This window comes from Solibacillus ferritrahens, from assembly GCF_037027585.1.
GTDB classification, from domain to species: domain Bacteria; phylum Bacillota; class Bacilli; order Bacillales_A; family Planococcaceae; genus Solibacillus; species Solibacillus ferritrahens.
This window is the reverse complement of sequence record NZ_JAXCLE010000003.1, coordinates 242,613-261,655: the sequence shown is the minus strand read 5'-3', so window position 1 is coordinate 261,655 and position 19,043 is coordinate 242,613. Positions and strand designations below refer to the sequence as shown.

Here is a 19,043-nt window from a genome sequence, read left to right as displayed (position 1 = left end):
TTCCATTCCGGGACGCTTTCCGCGGGCACGGCCTGAGCCTGTAGTCTCAGGCGTCGTGCTGTTCCCGCTGGAGTCGCCCTCCATTCCAATCAATTTTATAAAATATCCGTTTCTTAATAAGAGGCTTCTCCATTAAATTTCTACTTCTGTTCCACCCTCTTCAAATATTACAAGCCTGTTTTTACCCCTTCCAATAACCTTCCAACGCTTGATCCAATTCCGCTAAAATTTCGCCCGCTGTACCTTCCAATACTAAATCAAACTGTCCACTGTCAGAGGATTGATCCAGATTAATATACACAAGCCTTCCTTTAGCCATCTGCGGTAACTGATTAACAGGGTATACCTCTAAGCTTGTCCCTATTACAATGACTAGCTCGGCATTTTGAATTTCGTTTAATGAGCGATTCCATGCCTCCATCGGCAATGTTTCCCCAAACAACACAACATTCGGACGCAATTTACCTGAGCAATATGTGCAAATCGCATTATTTAAAAACTGCTCTTTAGCATGTGGCTTGTTGCACTTTTGGCAACGTGCCGTCATAATATTTCCGTGCAGTTCCGCTACTTTTTTACTCCCCGCTTGCTGATGGAGCTGGTCAACATTTTGTGTAGCAATTAATGAAATAAGAGCGCGCTTTTCCAAATCCGCTAAAATGTGATGTCCTTTATGCGGGGAACACTCTCTCAGCGCCTGAATCCTCATTTGGTAAAATTCCCGAAATAATGTGTAATTTTTTTGGAGGCTATCTGTTGTTGCGACTGTACGAGGGTCAATATTTTGCCACCACCCCGATTGGGAACGGAAATCCGGTATACCCGACTCCGTAGACATTCCAGCTCCAGTCAGCACCACTGTACTATTCGATTGCTTCATCCACTGCGCCAATAATTCTACAGTCATAGCCATTCCTCAGTATTAAGCGATGCTAAATAACGGATCGGCAACTCCATACGCGCCGTTTTATTTGGGTCCACTATTTGACTAATTTTTAAATTACCTGCTAATGATAGTAAATGGATCGCTTCATCTTTTTTCAATGAAGTATACGCCAAGACAGCCTTCACCATATTTTTTGTTGCATCGACTGCTGCTTCATCCAGTGTGTGCTTAGATGCGATTGTCGATAAATGCCCGTCTCGAATTAAAAACGGCGTCGGAACTGGACAGTTTTTTAACACACGCACACGGACCGTTACTTCTGCCGGCACTTCTCCACCACAAACCGACACTTCTCCATCTCCCATTGCCGCATGGCAGTCTCCAAGGGCCAACAATGCCCCCTCTACATAGACAGGTAAATACAGTGTCGTGCCTTCCGTAATAGCTGTCGTATCCATATTCCCGCCATGTACATCAGGAACACCGCAACTGATTGCTTCGCCAATAGGTGCTGTACCGATAACACCAATCATTTTGTTTAAAGGAATCTCTATATTTTCCGTAAATTTAATTAGATTATTCTGAATTTTCACCTGTTTAATCGTCATTTCCGTTAATTCATCACCTAGAACACCGAGTTCAGGTCCCGTCATTAATGTAACGGTATCACCAATATCAATTTTTTCAATGAATACCTCTAGCACATCACCAGGCATTGCCTCATTTACATAGACCGGGCCGGTTGCGGGGTTAATTTGATTCCAGTCCAATTTACTTACAGACTGCGTTTCACTTTGTATTTGATTTGTAAAGCAGTCATAAGTTTCGAACACGATACGGTCGCCATTGTTAACAGTCATAGCGGGCGCATTGTTTTTATCCATTGCATAAATTGCCTGTTCTTTTTTTATATAATGCATGAATACCCTCCTTTACTCGTATAAAAAAAGCAAAAGCTTATAGTGTATAAACTTCTGCATCTATTCATAGCTTATCAAATTCGCTTATTACAAACTACATATTTCCAATCATTCATTTACTACTTCCAGTAAAGTGTTTGTTAACAGTGCAAACCGTTCAACAATCTTGTCCTTAATAATATGTTCATGTTCTGCATGAATGCCATCACCGACAAGTCCGAGACCGTCTAATGTCGGGGTATGAACCGATGTGAAGTTGCCATCACTTGCTCCGCCGACTTCTGCGTCCTCTACTTCAAATCCTAGTTCCTCTGCCTCACCTTGTGCAATTTCAAAAAGCTCTTCACTTTCCTTATCCCGTTCCATTGGCGGACGATTAATGCCCCCGTCGATATCGATCTGTGTGCGGCTATTATAAGGCTCTAATTTTTCGAAGTAATCGTCTATTCTTTCCTGTTCGGATTTTGTAACCGATCGAACGTCCACTCCAAGATGTGCCTCATCCGGAATGACATTTAATTTCCCTCCGCCCTGTACCATTCCGACATTTAATGTCGTTCCTTTTTCGAAATCGTTTAATGCCTCAATATTTAAAATTTGCCGTGCAGCCTCTGTAATTGCACTAACCCCATCACGAGGATTATTCCCTGCATGCGATGCGAGTCCTTTTATATTAATTAAATATCGGGATGTCCCTTTACGTGCAATTTTCAATTCGCCTGACACAGCAACAGCCGGCTCTAAAACAAATGCCGCAACGGACTTTTTAGCCTCTTCTTCAATTAAGGCTCTTGAAGTAGGACTGCCGATTTCCTCATCACTGTTCAGAAAAAATACAACCCGGCGTTTTAACGGGAAATTCATTTTTTGAACATATTTGAAAAACCAGATGGCGCTTACTAAACCAGATTTCATATCGAGAATACCAGGTCCGAAAATCTTATCATCCTCTTCTCGGTATGGTAAGGAGCCCGCATCCCATACAGTATCATAATGACCAATCATTAAGACTTGTTCTGTCCCTTCGCCTATTTCAAAACGCAAATGATTCCCATTATGCTCCATCGCAAATTCAGTCGCTTTAATATGAAAATATTTAAAAAATATCGACTGGATCACTTCCTTGCAAATATCTAAAAGCTCTTTGTTTTGAGAGGGAGAATCTGCCAATACTAAGCGTTTAATATCATCCTTAATATCCTGTTCGTGCAGGCTAAAATAGTCCTTCGCTTCCATAAATACACCTCACATTTCCTTACCTATACCCAAAAATGCCTAAGCGTTATACACTTAGACATTCGTGGATGATGATTTTTTTGTCCCCGCAATGGATAAATAAGTAATAAATAGGAGCATTAATAAAATTCCGAAATACTGCCATTTATATAATGTAGAACTAAGCCAAACAACGGAAATTGCCATCGTTGTTAAAGGCTCGAAACTGGATAAAATACTCGTTTCAACAGGTGTTATGTATTTTAGACTTGTTAAAAATAAAATATAGGCTAACGACCCAAAAATACTCATGGAAATAATCAGTAAAACGATATTAGGATCCAATAATAAACCCCATTCATCACTTTTCCAAAGCTGTGCCTTTACGGTAAAAATTAGACCGCTCACAATCATTCCCCATCCAATAATGACAATAACGCCAACTTCAGCCATTAACCTCGCTGGATACAGTGTATAAAATGCATACGTAAAGCCTAAAAACAACCCCCATATCAGCGCTTCACCACTAACAAGCAAATTCGACACAGAACCGTTTGTAAGCAGTAAGAATAAGCCAAATAATGTACCCGTTATGCCGATTACCTGGCTTCGTGCAGGGAATGCTTTAAATATAATTGAGGTATACACAATAATGAAAATAGGGGCTAAAAATTGTAGCAACGTAGCAATAATCGCATTGCTCACTTCAATGGATTTGACGAAAGTATATTGTAACCCCGCCATCCCCACTAAACTAAAAATGATTAGCTGAGTTGACCAGTATTTACTTTTCCATATCGAAAAAATCGATTTTTTTTGCATAGCTATAATACTTAAAATAAAAATGCCGGCAATTATTAAACGAATGGCCAGCATAAAATCAGCAGTCATGGCCGTTTCATCCAGCATCCATTCCATCATCGGACCTGTTGCTCCCCAAAACATTGATCCGAAAATAATCATAGCTATGCCTTTCAATCGTTCCAAAATAAAACCTTCTTTCCTTAAACGTTGCATAAGGAAATTTTATCATTATAAAAGTTATATGAATATAAGATTTATTATTTAATTAGCTCAATCCAGCCGCTTTCCTTGATTGTAACTCGGGGTGAATAGTATTTTGGGGGTTCATAGGAAAATACAGTTTTTTCATAGTCGTCTTTTACGACAAATACATTTAAAAATTGAATTTCATTTATTAATTTCCGAATATGCATTTTATCTACTAATTCCGTTTTTTCATTCAATAAAATAAGCAGCTCATTTTTTATACTTAATACGTCCCTCTCATTTGCTCTACGTATTACACTTTTTGGCATTTTTAGAAACTCATCAATTTTCATTAAATTTAATTCCATTTTTGTCTTCCTTTCCGTCAAGCCGATACTTGCTGTTTTTAAAATTTTAGCTTCTTAAAGTATTGAGTAATTTATTATGTTATTTACCCAATTTCACCAAATTAACCCCTTATTAAACAAGTTCAGAAAATTAAAAAAAGGGTATAACAAAAGTCCAAAAACCTTTATTATACCCTTACACTACTCGACTATTTACTAGTCTATATCTATTAAATTTTATAAAAATATTTATTAAAAATAATATGGATTCCACAAAATAAAGCAGCTCCTATTGCACCGATTACGGAGAAACGAAACAAATCGGCTCCTTCAAAAAGATAAATCGCATATGGCATAGTAAAAGTAGCACCTATGATGATATAACTAAACCATTTCATTTTCAGCGAACGAATAAACTTTTCAAAAACGAACGATGTCATTACACCCACGAGCAAAAACATCGGTGCGCTTAACACGATAAAGGTTAATATTAGCGTGCTAAATGATAAATCTTTTTCTGAAGCTGTAAAATAATTGACAACCGCCAATGCAAAGCTAAATAAAAATGTTGTAATGAGTGCAATAGTAAATTTGCGACTTAAAGCTTGCACAATATTCCCCCTATAAATCATTCAAAAAGGCTTCTATATGTTGAATTGTACAGGCAATTTCTTCATGAAAAACATGATTTTGTGTGAAATAACTATGAACAATTCCTTCCATTATAATGCTTTTCGTAGGCGTTCCCATTACTGATAACTTCTCACCAAATAGTAAAGCTTCATCTCGAAGAACATCATACTCAGCAGCAAAAATTAAAGTCTCCGGAAAGTTTGAAAAGTCCTTTAATAGCAATGGTGCAGCAAGTGGATTTTGAGCATCATGACTAGATGAAATATAATAACGGCTAAACCATTGCATTACATCTTTATCAAGACCAAATCCTTTCTCAAACAGTTTATAGGAGTTCGAATGAAAGCTCAAGTCAGTAACAGGATATAATAAAATTTGTGCATGAATCGGCTGAAGCTCGCTAGATTGTGAAACTAATTGACAAACCGCAATTGCTAAATTTCCCCCAGCGCTATCCCCTGCTACCGAGATTTTCCGCGCATTGCCATTGAAAGATTCAGCGTGCTGCACCACCCATAAATAACTATCAAATGAGTCATAGACAGGTATCGGAAATGGATGCTCAGGTGCCAATCGATATTCGACTGATACGACAATCTGACCGGTAGTAAATGCTAAGCGTGAACAACTTTCATGACAAGTATTCAGGTCATTTAAAACCCACCCGCCACCATGGTAATACATTATAATATTAAATGGTCCGTTTCCATGAGGTGTGTAAATACGAATGCCAATTTCTGCACCATCACGCATAGAGATAGAGCGATCTTCAATCTTTGCTAAATCGGCAAGTTTCGCTTCTTTTTTCGGCAATTTAGCGCGTATTTCTCTCGCTTCTTTGTACGTAAGGGATGCTAAAGAAGGTAATTCATTAAGTTGATTCAAATATTGTTTCGTATGTTCATATAAGGCATTCATTTTATCCCATCTCCAATTCTTTTTATTCCGATAAACTTACTATGTTATAAGAATAAACTAAATTGTAACATTTTGCAAAGGGCGGAGATCAAAAAAAATCGGTTACTTTGCTTGCCAGCAAAATAACCGATTTCCAAATACTTTTTATAGCGTTTTTAATTTTTCATATTCAAGTTGCAGCTGCTCGATTCTTTTACGGCCCTCTTCACGATTTCGGACTGTTTCTGCCTGAATTTGCTTCGTTTCTTCAATTCCGGCAATAATCGTACGCCAAGTTGTTTCGATTGTTTCCACTTTAATGCTTGGGCTTCCGGCTTGTCGGGCAATGTTCACTGAATTTTGACGAACATTTTCTGCATTCCGTACAAGCATCTCATTTGTGCGGCGGTCTAATTCAGCCATGGAATCAGATACGAGCTTTTGACGCTGCATTGTAACAGCATGAATGAGCCCTTGCTTAAAAATTGGAATCGTTGTAACAAATGCCGAGTTGATTTTCCCGATCAGATGATTATTGCCTTGCTGCATCAAGCGGATCTGTGGAGCGGACTGGAACGATACTTGCTGAGCCATTTCCAAATCATAGCCACGCTGCTCTAACAGCTCAATTCCACGTGTAATCGTCTCAAGCTCCATAATAGCTTCATGATCCCCTGCATCCGCTTTAGCCGATAAAGCGGGCACTTGTTGACGCAAATCATTTACCTTTATATCAATTGCAGCAATATGCTCACTTAAAGAATGGAAATAATTTAAGTTTTCATCATACATTTGCTCAAGTTGAATAGTATTGCGTTTCATTTCAACTTCGTATTTTTGAATTTCGTTGTAGACAACATCCACTTCTTTATTCATCGAATCGTATTTTGACAGGATGCGTTCCAGCTGCTCTTTACTTTTTGAAAACAGTTTTTTTAGGAAGCCTTTTTTCTGTTCTTCCTGGAAATCCTGTGGGTCAAAGCGGTCCATAATTTTATTTAAATTATTCAGTAATGTCGTTGATTTTTCTAAATTGCTTTGTTTAATCGTTGCAAGCATACGGTCCGAAAACTTAGAAATGCCCTGTGCTGTTTCTTTCCCAAATTCCAACACCGCAATTTGATTTTTTACATCAATTTTCTGAGCCAGCTGCTGAACTTGCGGCTGTTGTTTTAAATGCTCCTGACGCTGGCGAATCTGTGAAAGCTCCTGTTCGGATACAAGCTGTTTTTGCGGTTGTTCCACTAAATCCGTCGTTTGCGTTGTGTCCTGCTCTGTACGCTTATTTAAATCTTCAAATAATGGATTTTCGTTCATCGTTAACTCCCCCGTTCTATGTACTATTAGTATTTACGTCAAAACAAGTGAAAAGTTTCATCCTCTTACTGGTAATTATAACTGAAACGAACTTTTATTATCTATAATTTATCAGTGATTTTAGCACCCCTACTTAAAATGACGAAAAAAATGCCCTTTTATACAAAAAGGACATTTTTTCAAGTCTACTATTGGGGGAGAGACTTCACACCCATACAGGCTTTGCATGAGTCTATAATTAAATTACCCTAAAGTCATTAATGTAAACCAATTATTTTAATGTTGTAAAGATTTATTTCGTATCGGCTTTAAAATTAGACCCGTCACAAAAATGCATATTGCGATAACAACAGCCGAATAAAACAATCCACTATAACCGCTCTGCGCAGCCATTGTAGTCACTTCATTCACCGAGTTCAAAACAGCATTCTTTAATGCGGGATCCTGAATATTTTGTACAATGCCCATCATCTGCTGTTCAGAAAACTCTGCACTACCTGCAAACTGGCTACCAATTTGCGCAAGCTCGGCTGTCGCTTCCTCGGTTAAATTGGCTTGTTGAACATTATTTTGTAAAATCGATTGGAAATCTGTTTTAAAGATTGTTGGGATTTCACTAAACCCTCGTGCAATGAAGCCTGCATAGATCGTTGGAGCAATTGTCATCCCGATCGTACGGATTAATGATAACGAGGCAAGTGCAGTCCCTTTATTTGTTTGCAATTTCTCAGTCGCCAAAATATTTAAAGGTGCACCTAATAGAACCCCCATACCTACACCGCCAATGATCGATGCGATGACAAACTGCCATTTTGCATCAATCCATGCCGGGAACAGGAAAAACCCTATTGCAGCAACAATTCCTGAAAATAATACAGCTAAAATCGGACCACGTTTATCGACTAATATACCACCAACTGCCGCTCCAATACCTGCTGCTATTGCAAGTGGTGTCATCCAATAACCGGCATGCTCGGATTTAATGCCCATAACCTGCTCTGAGAATGCGGGAATGAAGATCATCGCAGCAAGCATTGCTCCAGATAAAAGCCCAAGTAATAATGTTAGTAAATACGTTGGCTGACGCATTAATGACACCGGTAATATCGGGTCGCCACCCTTTCGTTCCAAGCGGGTTTCATAGAAATAAAGAATAATTAATATAATAATTCCAGCTAATAAAAACGGATATACGTCTGTCGCCAATAACGATTTAAAGAAATTAAGCCCTGTAATATTTGTTAACCCGTACATGATTCCTAAAATAGCGATCGATAATAGCACGGTGCCTGTCATATCGAGCTTTCCAGGTGTAGGATCTTTAATTTCCTCTAGCTTTGTGATGCCCATAATGACAAGGAATACAGCAATCGGAACATTGATTAAAAATAACCAGTGCCAGCTTCCTGTTAAATCCAAAATAACACTTCCGATATTCGGACCTAAAACGGCAGCAATACCATTCATCCCGCCAAGCATACCGAGAGCTTTCCCTTGTTTTTCAGCAGGCAATGTACTAACAACATAAGAGGTACCGATAATGAAAATACCACCGCCGCCCATAGCCTGAATAAACCGGGCAATTAAATAAAATGTAAAGTTAGGACTAAGCGCTACAAGTAACGAACCGAGACCAAATAGTGCAATCTCCACGATAAATAACTTTTTCCGACCGTAACGATCTGAAAGCTTACCTACAATTGGTACACTAATTGCCAATCCGAGTGTATATAACGTTATCCCCCATGCTCCCCAGTTTGCTTCCACATTGAAAGACTGATTAATTGTCGTTAAAGCCGCGCTAATTATTCCATTATCAAGAGCGGCCATAAAAACACCTATGGCAAACAACGTAATTGCCCAGGTTTGAGAAGATTTAGAATTGGTCACTTTCATTCACCTTTCTTGTTAAGATGACTAATATTATAACTCAAAAAAAACCTACTTTCTAAAAAAAACTTAATGTAGGCAAAAGATTTAAATTGAGAGCTGGAGATAGCAAAAAGATGCTCCATAATTTTTATGATTACAGAGCATCTTTTATGCATTATTTTAAGTGTGTTTTAGCAATTTCAATTTGATTGGCAACTTGCTCAAAGCCTGTGCCACCAAGTGAATTACGACGACGTACTGCTGCTTCTGGAGCTAGCACTTCATAAATATCCTCTTCTATTAAAGCGGATTCCTTTTGCATTTCAGTTAAAGGTAAATCTAATAGATAAATCCCTTGTTGGATGCATGTAAATACGAGTTTACCAGTTACTTCATGCGCTTCACGGAATGGCATCCCTTTTGTCGCTAAGTAATCAGCCAGCTCTGTCGCATTGGAGAAGTCTGAATGAACTGCACTATGAAGACGTGGTTTATTCACGACCATTGTGCGTACCATTCCTTCAAAGATTTTAAGAGAGCCAAGTACCGTTTCCATCGTATCAAACATGCCTTCTTTATCTTCCTGCATATCTTTGTTGTACGTTAATGGCGTTCCTTTTAAAACCGTTAAAAGACCGACTAAATTACCGAATGCACGTCCTGCTTTACCACGAATCAGTTCTGCCATATCCGGATTTTTCTTTTGAGGCATAATGGATGAACCTGTTGAAAACGCATCATCCAGCTCAATGAATTTAAATTCATCTGTTGACCAAATAATAATTTCCTCAGCAAAACGGGATAAGTGTGTCATTAATAATGCAGAATTTGATAAAAACTCCACGATGAAATCACGGTCACTTACCGCATCCATTGAGTTGGCATAAACTTGAGAAAAACCTAGTAGTTCCGCTGATTTAAGACGATCAATCGGAAAAGTTGTACCTGCCATCGCACCGGCACCTAAAGGCAAAATATCAATGCGCTTCATCGATTCGATAAAGCGTTCTTTATCACGCTCTAATTGCCAGAAGTATACCATTAAATGATGAGCAAAGCTTATCGGCTGTGCACGCTGTAAATGCGTATAGCCAGGTGCGATTGTCTCGATATTGTCTTCGGCTTGCGCAATGATTGTTTTTTGGAAATTCTCAATTAATCCAACAACTTCAGGTACACGTTTCTTTAAAAACAAATGCATATCTGTTGCAACTTGGTCATTTCGAGAACGCCCAGTATGTAGTTTTCCTCCTACTGGTCCAATTAAATCGATTAGCATTTTTTCTAAATTCAAATGGATATCTTCATTCGCAACTAAGAATTCCAATTCGCCAGCTTCTGCTTTTACTTTTAATTGTGCTAAACCGTCCAAAATTTTCGTTACATCTTCAGCAGGTAAAATATTTTGTGCACCGAGCATTGTTACATGTGCTACAGAACCTTCAATATCTTCCAATACTAATTGCTGATCAAAGCCAATTGATGCTCCGAACTCGTCTACCCAGCTTTCCGCTGACTTTTGGAAACGTCCGCCCCATAATTTTGCCATAATGATTTCTCTCCTTATCCGTTTTGCCTCGATATCATTGTATTTAATAGAGGCTTTAACCTCCGATATGAGCAATAGCTCTTATTAATTGAAGTTAAAAGAAGAAGCGACTCGGGAACCGAATCGCTCACTTCAATATATTTTAATTATTTTACTGTTTGTTTCGTATTTTTTGCAATTTCAGAAGCAACAACAGTTGGCATACCCCATAGTTCGATGAAGCCAACAGCCGATGCATGGTTGAATTTATCGTGCTTAGAATACGTAGCTAATTCTTCAGAGTATAAAGAATTTGCTGATTTACGGCCTTCAACAATTGCATGGCCTTTGTATAATTTCACACGTACTGTACCATTTACGTACTTTTGCGTTTCCTTCAAGAATGCTACCAACGCTGTACGGATCGGGTTGAACCAAAGACCGTTATAAATGATTTCTGATAATTTATGTTCAATGATTGGCTTAAAATGTGCAAGCTCTTTTACTAATGTGATATCTTCCAACTCTTTATGCGCAGTAAGTAACACTTTTGCACCTGGAATTTCGTATACTTCACGAGATTTAATACCAACTAAACGGTTTTCAACGTGGTCAATACGGCCAACACCATGTTTACCTGCAACTTTATTTAATTCTTCAATTAAATCCGCTAGTTTCATTTCTTTACCATTAATAGAAACTGGTTTACCTTCAACGAACTCAATTTCCACATATTCTGCAGTATCCGGCGCATTTTCTACCGATACTGTTAAGCCATATGCTTCTTCAGGTGGTGCTACCCAAGGATCTTCCATTACGCCTGCTTCGTTGGCACGACCCCATAAGTTTTGGTCGATTGAGAATGGTGAATCGATTGTTGCCGGGATTGGCACACCATGTTTTGCAGCGTATTCGATTTCCTCATCACGGCTCCAGCCCCACTCACGTACAGGTGCTAAAACTTCTAAATCAGGATTTAACGCTTTAATCGATACTTCAAAACGTACTTGGTCATTCCCTTTACCTGTACAACCGTGTGCAACAGCGTCTGCGTTTGTTTCAGTTGCAATTTCGACTAATTTTTTAGAAATTAATGGACGAGATAATGCAGATACTAATGGATACTTTTGCTCGTACCATGTATGACCTTGTAATGAAATTAGTGCATATTCTTCCGCAAATTCATCTTTTGCATCAATCATATATGATTCAACAGCACCTACTTGAAGTGCCTTGTTTTTAATAAATTCAAGATCTTTTCCTTCACCTACATCTAGGCATACTGCAATTACGTCCCAACCTTGTTCTTTTAACCATGGAATTGCTACTGATGTATCAAGACCACCTGAATATGCTAATACGACTTTCTTGTTTGCCATGTTAATTGCCTCCAAATGATGTATGTTTATACAATGTAATAAAAGTTTATACACGAATAGTACCATGTTATAAAAATAAACGCAACTGCATTTATATAAAATTTTAGAGTTTTTTGTACTATCAAAAAACATTTATTTTCATGGTTTCAGTACTTACTCGTTTTTGCATAAAAATGCTAATATTTGCATGAATTTAAAAAGTGAATTCTATAAAAATACATTCAATAGAATTCACATAACTTCCTTATTTCTTATTAAAAAATCCTTTTCCTAATAATTCGACGAGTACAGGTGCTACTGCATACAGCTTACTCGTTACCCCCATGATACGAGGTAAGTTCACTTCACGTGGTTTTTTCTCAATGGCACGCACTATTTCAAAAGCAACCTTTTCCGGTTGAATTAAAAACTTCTCAATTGCATCACGGTAAACGTTGGATGCATCCGCTTTTTGAAGAAAAGGCGTATCAATTGGACCAGGATAAATTCCTGTAACAAATATGTTGTGATCGCTAAGCTCCAATCGAAGGCCATTCACAAAACCTGTTATTGCATGTTTACTCGCTGCATATACACTCGCTTTTTTTGTTGCAACCTTCCCTGCCTGCGAACCAACAAATATAAAATGACCGCTGTTTTTTTCAATCATGACAGGTGCCAATCTTTTCGTTAAATGGATAGGTGCACGCACATTGACATCGAGCATTGTATCGATTTCCTGATCGGATAGATTCACCGCGCTCTCAAAATAGCCCAGTCCCGCATTTAATATCGCTACATCTATCGCCGGTAATTTGGATATTACATAATCTATATCAGTAGGAATCCGTAAATCCGCTTTAAATGCGATTGCCCCGATACTTTCCAAATATTTTAATGCACTTTCGTTTCGTCCGGTTGCATAGACCGTATGCCCCGCCTTTACAAGCATTTCCGTCGTAATTCGTCCGATGCCGCTTGTAGCACCCGTTATAAAGATTGTTTTTTTCATAATTTCCCCTTTTTACCAATGTTTTTTTATATTAAAAAACTAGTAAACAGTTATTTACTAGTTTCGTTTATACCAAATAATTCACTTAAAATGTCTGTCGATACGAGAACATCTGCCAATGTATAGGAATCAAGTACAGCTAAATAAGCTTTTAATGCTTCAGCCAATGCAAATTTCAACCTACACTCGGGTGATATTTTGCAAAGATTGCTTTCAGGATTAAAACATTCAACTATGTGAAAATCCTCTTCCGTTTTACGAACAACCTCACCGATATTAATTTGTGCCGGATCTAGTGCCAGACGGATCCCGCCTCCGCGTCCACGTATTGTTTCAATATATCCGTGCTGTCCTAAATCATAAGTAACTTTCATTAAATGATTTTTGGAAATTTGATACGCATCTGCAATTTCCTGGATTGTCACTAAATGTTCTCTACCACGTACACCTAAATACATGAGCGTACGTAAAGAATAATCTGTATATACTGTTAAGCGCACGCTGTTCACCATCTTTCTTCACTTTCAGTATAACATTTTATAAGGTTTGGTCGACTAGAACGACTTAATTTTAAAAGATGTATTTTAGATATATGTTTGTGACAGATTTGTTAAAGATGTATTTTTCATATTGCTTTAAACTTTACTCAGCAGTATATTGAGTGTGCAAGAAAGAAACTAACCAAATTTTGAGGGGACGTGCGCTTTATGTTAGCACAACAAACAATTGATACAATTAAATCTACAGTACCAGTATTGGAGGTACACGGATTAGCTATTACAAAAACTTTCTATTCAAATCTATTTAAAGACAATCCACAATTACTGAACATTTTTAACCATACAAACCAAAAGAAAGACCGTCAGCAAACAGCTTTAGCAAACACAGTGTATGCAGCAGCAGTTCACATCGATAACCTAGAGGCAATCGTTCCAGCTGTTGTTCAAATTGCACATAAACACGTAAGCTTAGGTATTTTACCAGAGCATTATCCAATTGTAGGTAAATATTTATTAGCAGCGATTAAAGAAGTACTTGGAGACGCAGCTACTGATGACATTATCGATGCATGGGCAAAAGCATACGGCGTCATTGCGGATGTATTTATTTCAGTGGAGGAAGATTTATACCAAGCTACAGAAAACGCTGGAGGATGGCGCTTATTCAAAGATTTTACGATTGAAAAAGTTGTGGAAGAAAGCGAAGCAGTGAAATCCTTCTATTTAAAACCTGCTGACGGAGAGAAATTACCTGTATTCAAAGCGGGTCAATTCATTACATTACGTACGCAAGTACCGGGTGAAGAGTTCTTAATGAACCGTCAATACACACTTACTGATGGAACGGAAGACTATTTCCGCATTTCTGTTAAACGTGAAGACGATGTAACACCAAACGGCATTGTTTCAAACTTCCTGCATAACGCAGAAATCGGCACGAAAGTCGATGTAAGTGCTCCAGCAGGTGTGTTCACATTAGTACAAAATGATAGCCCTGTTCTATTTATTAGCGGCGGTGTTGGTGTAACACCACTACAAGGCATGCTTAAAACAATGGAAGGCCGCCAAGCATCATTCATCCAATGTGCCCGCAACGAAAATGTAGCAGCGTTTAAAGAATCAATCGAACAAAATGTAGCAGCTACAGACGGTAAATACAAAGCAGTTTATTCGGATCTAGATGGCTATGTAACAAAAGCTCAAATCGAGGAATTCCTTGTACCAGGTATGGAAGTGTATGTATGTGGTCCAACTGCATTCATGGAAACAGTCATTCAATACTTAGTCGAGCTAGGTGTACCTGGAGATAAAATTCACTATGAGTTCTTCGGTGCTGCGATGGCATTGCAGATTAAGAAGACGGCTTAAGTTATTGCAAAACCCTTATATAATATGAAGAAACAGCCAGTTGCCGGTTTTGTCGGGACTGGCTTTTATTGCATTAACAAGTCATCTAATTAAGAAAAGAGGCCGGGTTAAAAGATTGGAATCGGAGGGGGCCAGAGTAGCTGACGGCAGACGACTTTCACTATAAGCATAGCTTCCTATGGGAATAGCGTGACGCCTGAAACTTTCGTGTAAGGCCACGCCCGTGGAAAGCATACCCAGAATGCAAATCAATTTTACTATAGCAAAAACCATTATTTTTCTCTGTGAGAAGAAAATGATAGTTTTAGTTTTGTCCAACCTCTCCTATAACAACGGAAAACTCCCCTAAAGTAATTACACTAGTCACCTGTCATTTCAACTATTCAGGCACATACATTTTTTGCAATGGCAGCAATGCCCTTGTATCATTTGGCATCAATTCGTACCATTCAATAATTAATTGCACGAGTTCCTCCAAATCAACCAATTTAACCGAATTTTGCTTCGCTACAATCATAGCTTGTGAAGTAAATCCACCCGTAGAGACAAATAAGCAATTTGCTTTTAACGGATTTGCTCCTAATAATTGCTGAATTTCAGGTGAACCAGCTGTTGATTTCCGATGCTTTACTTGCACTTTAATGATAGGCTGCTCAAAGCCAAATGCATCCTTAATCACTAATTTAATCCTATCTAAACCCTTCATAAATGATAGGGATTTTTTGTATTTTTTTACCTATTTCAAAATTGGAAATTATGCTTCAATGACTCACAAAATTAAAAACCCTTGAGTGTACAAGGGTTTTAGAAATGATAGAAATCCGTTGCTTCTATAATATATTTAACTTAGTACAAAAAAGAGTCCGTAAGAAATTCATTTTTCTTTCGATTTCCATCAGTGTTCTGACTATTACTGAATCTATTAATGTCTGATACTTTGAGATCCTTATTTAAAGCATTTTGATTCGGTGTAGAGACTTTATCCCACCTTTCCATGATAATTTCTTGGCTTGAAGCTAAGGATAAATCCATATAGAAATTATTAAGTAAAGTAGATTTAAAGTTAACCTTACTTTCAAAATATTCAAGCGACAACTCTTTGAAAATTCCCGGAAAAATGCTGATTATTATATTCTCTTTTTGAGCATCAATTTTGATTTTCACTAAGTTTCTATTACTAATATCCTTATCAACTTTCGCGATGGAGCCCAATTTATGAATAATCAATATCCGGATATATAATGAATCACTTAAAGCTATAAAGCCATCCACAGTTACATTCTGTTTATTGGTTGAAAAGAATATATTACTTTTACTTAAATCTTTCAACTGATTCGTAAATTTCTGAAAACCAATAGATATTTGGTAGGTGTTTTTTATCTGATTGTATTTTATACTCATATTTTTATCTTTTAATACTAGTCTCATTTTTTCACCTTTTTATTTTCAAAGTTTGTGTGTATGCTATTTAAGTATTTCCATGTTGCATCAATAGATTGTTTTAAATATGTATTATTTTGCATATTTTCCAAATAATTTACTACATTACCTCGTAACTAAGTACTTTTCCTCACTAATTAACACAAGATTAGTCAAATTGTACTTTATTTATACTAATTTTAAACAATATATCAAAATTTGTATACACATTATTATCTACTTTTCCTTCATAGGAGTATTAATTATCTATTCGAGTAACTAATTTCTATTTATTACAAAATGACAAATAATCATTCACATAACTGCATGATATACAGTTTTCAATGCATAAGAAAAGGCACCCACGTAAATGAGTGCCTTGATGAGAATTTAAATTTAATGTGCACAGCCCTTGCCCTTAATACAATATGGCGGTTCTTTCCAACCACCGCCTCCTCCTACATCTTCATCCATAGCACTAGCTCCCGTACCAAATGACAAACTCATAAGCAGAAGAGCCCCAACAAAAACTGACCATAACGATTTTTTCTTTTTCATCAATATAATCTCCTCCTCTATTCAATAATTCATCTTACAACCGCTTAATTCTCCATTATTTGTTAAATATCCTTTTAATTTCTAAAAAATTTAATTTTGTACTTCTGATGTAAGATGAGAAAAAATTTCAACAATTTTTCCCATTGCTTGGAAAAATTGTTCATTTAATTCTGTTATTTCTGCATCATTCAGTTTCTACACTATATATCTCTTCCATATTAATGAAAGTAAAATATTCTACTATCTAGAGCCCAAGACGGTTTCACCTCTTTTTCTAGGGAAGAAGGTGTATTGAATCGACTTTTCTATGTCGAACATTGTTGGAAGAATATTCCTAATTGACCATATATTTAACATTTATTACATGGTAGTATTTATTTAAACAATTAGAAAGGAAGAAGAATATGAAAAAAACTTTTAAAATTATCGTCTCCGCTCTATGTCTTTCAGCAATATTAGTAGGTGGAACTACATTGTCTGCTAGTGCCTATGATAATGGCGGTGGTAGTGGTACTCCAGCTTCTAAACCTCATCAAGAAAGACCTTAGTATTGTTTATATTTAATAACCAAGCAGTTCTGACAGCCAATGAAACTTTGGCTGTTTTTTCTATTAATTAATAGAGCATTCCCCCCTTCGCCTTCCACAGATTAATCATAGGAAGATGAAACAGAATCAGATGAAGAACTACGATCGTATGAACATGATGATGAACTGCCGTAAGAATTAGAATTTTGTCTGTTGCATGAATTATCGACAGGTGAAGCGATCCCTTTTCTTTGCGATGAAGCATCGAGTGGCAATTTGGGCAAACAGGTATTAAATCTTTAATTGAATCTACGATATAGCCCTTTTTTATCTCACGAAGCGGCTGAAGAAGAGGCCTGGATATAATTAGTTCAGTTAAGACAAAAAGTGAAAATGCACCCTGCAATCCCCCTTTTTATCTTATTCTGTGAAGAGCCCCCCTCACCATCACCACCTTCCCTCCTAAAAACAGAGAAAGCCTCAACATTTACTGTAGATTTCTATGCCACCTAATATACATTGAATATTTGTGCTAAAATGTAAATTATATACATTTTATTTTAGCAATACTCGGAGGTTAAAATTGCATGGAATTTAAACAGGTTGGCTTTCTGAAAAGAGTTGCAAATGCTTTTACGGATAAAGAAAACTTAAAGACCCCCATCCTTATAAAAGAATCGACAGAAAGTGTTCAGATAATTGATCAATATAAAAAAGAATTAGAATATACAAAAGATGTAAAAGCTCATAAATCCCTTAATGAAAAAATAAAGCTAATAGAACTAGGTTTAAAAGGTGAAAACAGCGTTCTTTTTGAATTACAAAATTCATTTCTACCATTACATATTCTGCACGATGTTCGAGTCGCCCACAATGATTTAAAGGCTCAAATAGACTTTGTAGTGCTTACAAGAAAGTTTTTGTTACTAATTGAAGTGAAAAATTACTATGGCAATATTTTAGTCAATGAGAAAGATGAATTCATTCGACAAGTGTATAAAGGCAATAAATTAACATTTCAGGAGGGATTCTATAGTCCCGTTCGCCAAGTGGAAAGACAAGCCGAAATATTTGAATCATATATGAAGGTTATGGGGGCAGTTAATCAAACACCCATAAAAAGTGTAGTTGTTTTTACAAATAACAGAACCATTATAAATACAAAAAAAGCTAGTAAACAAGTAAAGGATAAAATACTGCGCGTAGACGGCTTAGTTGAGTTTATAAAAAGAGAACTAAAAAAGCCTTCTCCAGTTCACTTTATGGACAATCGTATGAGAGAAATGAGCGAATATATCAAAGACTCTCATTTTAAAATTACGAATAGTGGTGAAGAAATGGACACAGTGGAGATCAAACTTTTAGAAGAAACTATAAATAACCAAAATGAAAGTAGCGTATCCATTACACCCGTCACACAGAATCATGCAGATTTAGAAGAAGCTTTAAAAAAATACCGTATGAAATTAGCAACGGAAAGAAACATGAAAGCATTTCACATCTTTACTAATAAAACACTATACGATTTATTACTAAAGCAACCAAGAAGCCTAGACGAATTAAAATCAGTTATCGGACTTGGTGAAATGAAAATAAATTCTTTTGGTGCGGAGATAATTGAAATTATACAAAAGCATCAGTGATAAATTGATTACTGTGTATTATTTTTCAAGTAGAATGAGAACCCCTAAATATT

The 19,043-nt window shown here is 37.0% G+C and carries 19 protein-coding genes; 3 read left to right on the top strand and 16 right to left on the bottom strand.

What is annotated here, in order from left to right; genetic code table 11:
- Positions 1-181 precede the first annotated feature (181 nt).
- The 13 genes from SNE38_RS05270 to SNE38_RS05210 all read right to left on the bottom strand — a co-directional run bounded on the left by SNE38_RS05270 (position 182) and on the right by SNE38_RS05210 (position 13,475).
- On the bottom strand, positions 182-907 hold the full coding sequence (locus SNE38_RS05270; RefSeq protein WP_336046038.1) for an SIR2 family NAD-dependent protein deacylase: 726 nt from the start codon (positions 905-907) through the stop codon (positions 182-184).
- Positions 904-1,806, bottom strand: a complete 903-nt coding sequence (locus SNE38_RS05265) for an acetamidase/formamidase family protein (RefSeq protein ID WP_336046037.1) — start codon at positions 1,804-1,806, stop codon at positions 904-906. Before SNE38_RS05265 ends, SNE38_RS05270 begins: the two co-directional genes overlap by 4 nt.
- Before the next feature lie 108 nt (positions 1,807-1,914).
- Positions 1,915-3,042 carry a M20 family metallopeptidase gene (locus SNE38_RS05260; protein ID WP_336046036.1) on the bottom strand — a complete coding sequence of 376 codons (1,128 nt, stop codon included), beginning with the start codon at positions 3,040-3,042 and terminating at the stop codon, positions 1,915-1,917.
- A 54-nt stretch (positions 3,043-3,096) separates the two neighbouring features.
- A complete protein-coding gene (locus SNE38_RS05255; protein WP_336046035.1) occupies positions 3,097-4,008 on the bottom strand; it encodes a DMT family transporter in 912 nt (303 codons plus the stop codon).
- A gap of 74 nt (positions 4,009-4,082) precedes the next feature.
- Positions 4,083-4,379: a cytosine deaminase gene (locus SNE38_RS05250; RefSeq protein WP_336046034.1), complete on the bottom strand. Its 297-nt coding sequence runs from the start codon at positions 4,377-4,379 to the stop codon at positions 4,083-4,085.
- 209 nt (positions 4,380-4,588) lie between these two features.
- Positions 4,589-4,969: a hypothetical protein gene (locus tag SNE38_RS05245; protein ID WP_191703477.1), complete on the bottom strand. Its 381-nt coding sequence runs from the start codon at positions 4,967-4,969 to the stop codon at positions 4,589-4,591.
- Between the two features lie 10 nt (positions 4,970-4,979).
- Complete coding sequence (locus SNE38_RS05240; protein ID WP_336046033.1) at positions 4,980-5,909, bottom strand: alpha/beta hydrolase; 930 nt, start codon at positions 5,907-5,909, stop codon at positions 4,980-4,982.
- Positions 5,910-6,053: 144 nt separating this feature from the next.
- The gene (locus SNE38_RS05235; RefSeq protein ID WP_336046032.1) at positions 6,054-7,205 is read right to left on the bottom strand and encodes a toxic anion resistance protein; all 1,152 of its coding nucleotides are present in this window, start codon (positions 7,203-7,205) and stop codon (positions 6,054-6,056) included.
- 276 nt (positions 7,206-7,481) lie between these two features.
- Entirely contained in the window at positions 7,482-9,101 is a 1,620-nt protein-coding gene (locus SNE38_RS05230; RefSeq protein ID WP_225223728.1) for an MFS transporter, read from the bottom strand.
- Between the two features lie 151 nt (positions 9,102-9,252).
- Positions 9,253-10,626, bottom strand: coding sequence for an argininosuccinate lyase (gene argH, locus SNE38_RS05225; RefSeq protein ID WP_336046031.1), 1,374 nt, complete (start codon positions 10,624-10,626; stop codon positions 9,253-9,255).
- A gap of 146 nt (positions 10,627-10,772) precedes the next feature.
- The gene (locus SNE38_RS05220) at positions 10,773-11,984 is read right to left on the bottom strand and encodes an argininosuccinate synthase (RefSeq protein WP_191703481.1); all 1,212 of its coding nucleotides are present in this window, start codon (positions 11,982-11,984) and stop codon (positions 10,773-10,775) included.
- A 244-nt stretch (positions 11,985-12,228) separates the two neighbouring features.
- On the bottom strand, positions 12,229-12,975 hold the full coding sequence (locus SNE38_RS05215; RefSeq protein WP_336046030.1) for an SDR family NAD(P)-dependent oxidoreductase: 747 nt from the start codon (positions 12,973-12,975) through the stop codon (positions 12,229-12,231).
- A 50-nt stretch (positions 12,976-13,025) separates the two neighbouring features.
- Positions 13,026-13,475 carry an RrF2 family transcriptional regulator gene (locus tag SNE38_RS05210; RefSeq protein ID WP_191703483.1) on the bottom strand — a complete coding sequence of 150 codons (450 nt, stop codon included), beginning with the start codon at positions 13,473-13,475 and terminating at the stop codon, positions 13,026-13,028.
- A gap of 207 nt (positions 13,476-13,682) precedes the next feature.
- Here SNE38_RS05210 and hmpA point away from each other — a divergent pair, with 207 nt between their 5' ends.
- Positions 13,683-14,843: an NO-inducible flavohemoprotein gene (gene hmpA, locus SNE38_RS05205; protein ID WP_191703484.1), complete on the top strand. Its 1,161-nt coding sequence runs from the start codon at positions 13,683-13,685 to the stop codon at positions 14,841-14,843.
- 379 nt (positions 14,844-15,222) lie between these two features.
- On the opposite strand, the gene SNE38_RS05200 is transcribed toward hmpA, so the two are convergent.
- The 3 genes from SNE38_RS05200 to SNE38_RS05190 all read right to left on the bottom strand — a co-directional run bounded on the left by SNE38_RS05200 (position 15,223) and on the right by SNE38_RS05190 (position 16,823).
- Entirely contained in the window at positions 15,223-15,531 is a 309-nt protein-coding gene (locus SNE38_RS05200) for a restriction endonuclease (protein ID WP_336046043.1), read from the bottom strand.
- 158 nt (positions 15,532-15,689) lie between these two features.
- A complete protein-coding gene (locus tag SNE38_RS05195) occupies positions 15,690-16,271 on the bottom strand; it encodes a hypothetical protein (RefSeq protein ID WP_336046029.1) in 582 nt (193 codons plus the stop codon).
- 387 nt (positions 16,272-16,658) lie between these two features.
- Positions 16,659-16,823, bottom strand: a complete 165-nt coding sequence (locus SNE38_RS05190) for a hypothetical protein (RefSeq protein WP_336046028.1) — start codon at positions 16,821-16,823, stop codon at positions 16,659-16,661.
- Positions 16,824-17,224: 401 nt separating this feature from the next.
- On the opposite strand from SNE38_RS05190, the gene SNE38_RS05185 reads away from it, so the two are divergent.
- Both SNE38_RS05185 and SNE38_RS05180 read left to right on the top strand, forming a co-directional pair.
- Positions 17,225-17,368, top strand: a complete 144-nt coding sequence (locus tag SNE38_RS05185; RefSeq protein WP_191703488.1) for a hypothetical protein — start codon at positions 17,225-17,227, stop codon at positions 17,366-17,368.
- 566 nt (positions 17,369-17,934) lie between these two features.
- Positions 17,935-18,990 (top strand): NERD domain-containing protein, encoded by a 1,056-nt coding sequence (locus tag SNE38_RS05180; protein ID WP_336046027.1) that lies wholly within the window; start codon positions 17,935-17,937, stop codon positions 18,988-18,990.
- The last annotated feature ends 53 nt before the right edge of the window (positions 18,991-19,043 follow it).